Genomic DNA, 4,327 nt, shown 5'->3' on the forward strand with positions numbered 1-4,327 from the left:
GGGTCGCCGCGGCGGGCGCGGCAGCGCTGGGCGAGGTCGGTGCGATCGCCGAGCTGGTGCGCGACGACGGCGCCGTCATGCGCCTGGCCGAGGCGCACGACCTGGCTGCTCTGCACGGGCTGGTGCTGTTGACCGTCGCCGACCTGGTGGCATGGCGGCGGGCGCACGACCCGGTGCCTGCCGGTTCAGGACCGGAGCAGGGCACGGCTGGCACAGCGGAGGAAGGCAGGGAAGTAGGCACAGCGGAGGACGGCACGGCGCAGGAAGGTGCGGTTCCCGCCCGTCCTGCGCCCCGCGTCGAGCGCGTCGCCGAGGCAGCGCTGCCCACGCGGCACGGCGACTTCCGGGTGGTCGCGTACCGGGACCTCGTCTCGGGCGCGGAACACCTGGCCCTGACGCCCGTGGGGCGCGAGGGTGGCTCCCTGGTGCGGGTGCACTCGGAGTGCCTGACGGGCGACGGCCTGGGTTCCCTGCGCTGCGACTGCGGCCCGCAGCTCGAGGCGTCGCTGCGCGCCGTGGCCGCCGAGGGCGGCGCCGTCGTGTACCTGCGGGGGCACGAGGGCCGGGGGATCGGCCTGGCGGCCAAGATCCAGGCGTACACGCTGCAGGACGCCGGGCGGGACACCGTCGAAGCCAACGTCGAGCTCGGGCTGCCGGTGGACGCGCGGGAGTACGGCGCGGCGTCGGCGATCCTGGCCGACCTCGGTGTGGCCGGTGTGACCCTGCTGACCAACAACCCGGACAAGGTGACGGGCCTGCGCGCGGCGGGCACGGACGTCGTCGGGCGGCGGGGGCTGGTGGTGGGGCACGGCGTGCACAACCACCGGTACCTGGAGACCAAGCGGCTCGTGATGGGGCACCGTCTCGGCGCGGTCGCGGTCACCGAGCTCAACCAGGACGAGCTGAACCGAGCACAGAGCCAGAACGAGCTGAACCAGAACGAAGGAGCATGCGCATGAGCGGGGCTGGAGCACCCAACGTGATCGTCGACGGCACGGGCCTGCGGGTGGTGCTGATCGCGGCGAGCTGGCACGAGCAGGTGATGGACGGCCTGCTGGCCGGCGCCCGCAGGGCGCTCGTGGCGTCCGGCGCCACGTGGACGGAGGTGCGGGTGCCGGGTTCGTTCGAGCTGCCCGTGGCCGCGGCGCGTGCCGCCGGGATCGGGGGAGGGCCGGCCGCGGACGCCGTCGTCGCTCTCGGCGTGGTGATCCGCGGGGGCACGCCGCACTTCGACTACGTGTGCTCGGCGGCGACGTCGGGCCTGACGGACGTGAGCGTGCGGACCGGGGTTCCGGTCGGGTTCGGTGTGCTGACGTGCGACGACGAGCAGCAGGCGCTGGACCGGGCGGGCCTGGAGGGGTCCAAGGAGGACAAGGGTGCGGAGGCCGTGGAGGCGGCGATCGCGACCGCGGCGACTCTGCGGGCCTTCGCGTCGAGCGGGGTCTGAGCAGCGTGCCTGGAGCTCTGGCGGCACTGAGCCGGCGCTGAGACCCCGGGGAGCCGGTCCGGGTCTGTGGACCGGGACCGGCTCTGCTGTTCGCCCGTCAAGCTTCTCTTCCCCGGACATAAATAGTGTGCCAAGCGGCTGTACCACACCCACGCCGGGCGGGCAGCGCACCAAACAGCAGAAAGAAAAGCCGGCCTCGGCACACTGGTCGGGTATGAGAACCTCACGCGCCCGGCGGGCGGCAACGGTAGTGATGACGACGGCGCTGGCCGGAGCACTGGCCGGCGGGTTGACGGGCTGTGCGGCCGCGGACCTGCCCGGTGGGGCGTCCGGCGCGACCGGGGGAGCGGACGGGAAGACGGCCAGAGCGTCCAACGAGACGACGAGCGACCCGACCGAGGAGGATCTGCTCGGGGAGCCGCTCGACCAGATGGCGGGAGCCGCGTGCGTCGACTGGGTGCGGTTCGTCGACCCGGCCGAGGCGGCGTCCGCGGCCGGTGCCGTGCTGCTGGGGAACGTGGTGGAGCGGGACGGGACAGCGGACCTGTACGGCGTCGAGGCGCATAGGTGGTTGTTCGACGTCGAGGAGGTGCTGGAGCGGCCCGACTCCGAGATCCCGGGTTGGGAACCGCCGGAGGAGCTCGCGATCTCGCCGGGGGAGCGCATCTCGGTGGTCTCGACGCCGGAGACGTGCGGCGGCCGCGACAGCGCCTACCCGGCCGGCGACCCTCTCGACCCGGCCACCGCCCCCGGGCCTGTGATCGTGCTGCTGTCGGGCTCGACGGAGGACGGGTCGAGCGACAGCGAGGTGGGCTTCCAGCTGATCACGCCGTTCCAGGGCGTCGTACCGCCCGAGGACGACGGCGCACTGCCGGCAGAGTGGCCCGAGAACCCTTGAGCACGACTCGCGGAGGAGGGGCGTCGGCCCCGGGCCGGAACGAGAGCCTGGCCACAACGTGGGACGGTGAGGGGTGGTGGTCCCCTCGCCCGATTACTCTGAGCACGTGAAGACCTTCGAGACCCTGTTCGCCGAGCTGACCGAGAAGGCCGAGACCCGTCCCGCGGGTTCGGGCACCGTGGCCCAGCTGGACGCGGGCGTCCATGCGATCGGCAAGAAGGTCGTGGAGGAGGCCGCCGAGGTGTGGATGGCGGCGGAGTACCAGTCGGACAAGGAGACGGCGGAGGAGATCTCCCAGCTCCTGTACCACCTGCAGGTCCTGATGGTTGCCAAGGGACTGACCCTCGAGGACGTGTACACGCATCTGTAGCGAGGCTTCCAGGTCTCGACAGGCCCGACCCCCGCTGGTCGAGCTGACCGCCGGTCGAGCCTGTCAAGACCCGGACCTCGCACCCAGACCCGTCGTACACCCCGGAGAGGAACCAACCACATGCTGCGCATCGCCGTCCCCAACAAGGGCGCCCTGTCGGGCCCCGCTTCCGAGATGCTGCGCGAGGCGGGCTACCGCCAGCGCCGCGACACGCGCGAGCTCGTGCTCGCCGACCCCGAGAACGACGTCGAGTTCTTCTTCCTGCGCCCGCGCGACGTCGCGGTCTACGTGGGAACCGGCACCGTGGACGTCGGCATCACCGGCCGTGACCTGATGCTCGACTCGGGGGCCGACGCCGTCGAGCACCTCGGCCTCGGGTTCGCCCGCTCCACCTTCCGGTACGCGGCGCCCGCCGGGCCCGGCGAGACCGAGCCCGTGACCCGGATCGAGGACATCGCTGGACGCCGCGTGGCGTCGTCGTACACCACGCTCGTGGCGCAGCACCTGGCGAAGCAGGGCGTCGAGCCCGCCGCCATCGTGCACCTGGACGGTGCCGTGGAGTCGAGCGTGCGGCTCGGCGTCGCGGACGTGATCGCGGACGTCGTCGAGACCGGCACCACGCTGCGGGCAGCGGGCCTGGAGGTCTTCGGCGACCCGATCCTGCGTTCGGAGGCCGTGCTGATCCGGCGTTCCGACGCCGAGGCGCCCGCCGGCCTGGAGGTGCTGACCCGCCGTCTGGAGGGCGTGATCACCGCCCGCGAGTACGTGCTGATGGACTACGTGGTCCCCGAGTCCCGGCTGGAGCAGGCCGTGGCGATCACGCCCGGCAAGGAGTCCCCGACGGTCTCGGCGCAGCACCACAGCGACGCCCGTGCGGTGCGCGTGATGGTGCCGCGCAGCGAGACCAACCGGATCATGGACGCGCTGTACGAGGTCGGGGCGCGCGCCATCATCGTGACGTCCATCCACGCCTCGCGGCTGTAGGGCCCATGGGACCGGCGACGGGTGGCGGCGCCTCCGGCCAGGGCCGGGGCGACGACCGGTTCCGCACCTTCCGCGGCCGGTTCGGCACGCCCACCGCCTACGGCATCGCGCTGCTGTTCGCCGGCGGGTGCACGTTCGTCGCGCTGGCGGCGAGCGGCCCCGGGGCGGACGCCGCGAACCGCATCTCGATCATCGTGTTCGGGCTGCTGGGCGCCCTGGTCGCCTGGCGGTTCGGCGCGGTGCGGGCGGTCCCCGACCGGACCGGGCTCACCGTCGTCAACTATGCGACCAGGCGCCGGCTGGACTGGCCCGAGATCGTGACGGTCCGGTTCGGGCCCAACGACCCGTGGGTGCACCTCGACCTGGCTGACGGCGACGTGCTCGCCGTCATGGGCATCCAGCGGGCCGACGGCGAGCACGGCATGGCCGAGGCGCGGCGTCTGGTGGCGCTGATCGCTGAGCTGGGCGAGGCCGCGGAGCCGGACCAGGGATCCCCGCGGTAGGGCCTAGTAGGAGCAAGGCTCGTGAGAGAAAGAAGCAGTGCGCCTGTCCTTCCGGACAGGCGCACTGCTTCTTGGTCAGGCTCTTCGATCAGCCGGCGTCAGCGGCTGCTGCGTGCCTGTAGTGG

At 72.6% G+C, this 4,327-nt stretch carries 6 protein-coding genes; all 6 read left to right on the forward strand.

All coding sequences use genetic code 11. The features are described 5' to 3' along the window. The coding region (ribA, locus tag PROKR_RS26195) for a GTP cyclohydrolase II (protein ID WP_084800687.1) at positions 1-959 on the forward strand (959 nt) is incomplete at its 5' end. Continuing rightward, entirely contained in the window at positions 956-1,447 is a 492-nt protein-coding gene (ribH, locus tag PROKR_RS26200; RefSeq protein WP_036969627.1) for a 6,7-dimethyl-8-ribityllumazine synthase, read from the forward strand. The genes ribA and ribH, both read left to right, overlap by 4 nt. 214 nt (positions 1,448-1,661) lie before the next feature. Next, entirely contained in the window at positions 1,662-2,345 is a 684-nt protein-coding gene (locus PROKR_RS26205; RefSeq protein WP_157602708.1) for a hypothetical protein, read from the forward strand. A 106-nt stretch (positions 2,346-2,451) separates the two neighbouring features. Continuing rightward, positions 2,452-2,715, forward strand: coding sequence for a phosphoribosyl-ATP diphosphatase (locus PROKR_RS26210; RefSeq protein ID WP_020015382.1), 264 nt, complete (start codon positions 2,452-2,454; stop codon positions 2,713-2,715). 120 nt (positions 2,716-2,835) lie between these two features. Further along, complete coding sequence (gene hisG / locus PROKR_RS26215; RefSeq protein ID WP_036969631.1) at positions 2,836-3,699, forward strand: ATP phosphoribosyltransferase; 864 nt, start codon at positions 2,836-2,838, stop codon at positions 3,697-3,699. A 5-nt stretch (positions 3,700-3,704) separates the two neighbouring features. Further along, a complete protein-coding gene (locus tag PROKR_RS26220; protein ID WP_036969634.1) occupies positions 3,705-4,202 on the forward strand; it encodes a PH domain-containing protein in 498 nt (165 codons plus the stop codon). Positions 4,203-4,327 lie beyond the last annotated feature (125 nt).

Origin of the sequence: Promicromonospora kroppenstedtii DSM 19349, from assembly GCF_000515355.1 — a bacterium.
Classification (GTDB): Bacteria; Actinomycetota; Actinomycetes; order Actinomycetales; family Cellulomonadaceae; genus Promicromonospora; species Promicromonospora kroppenstedtii.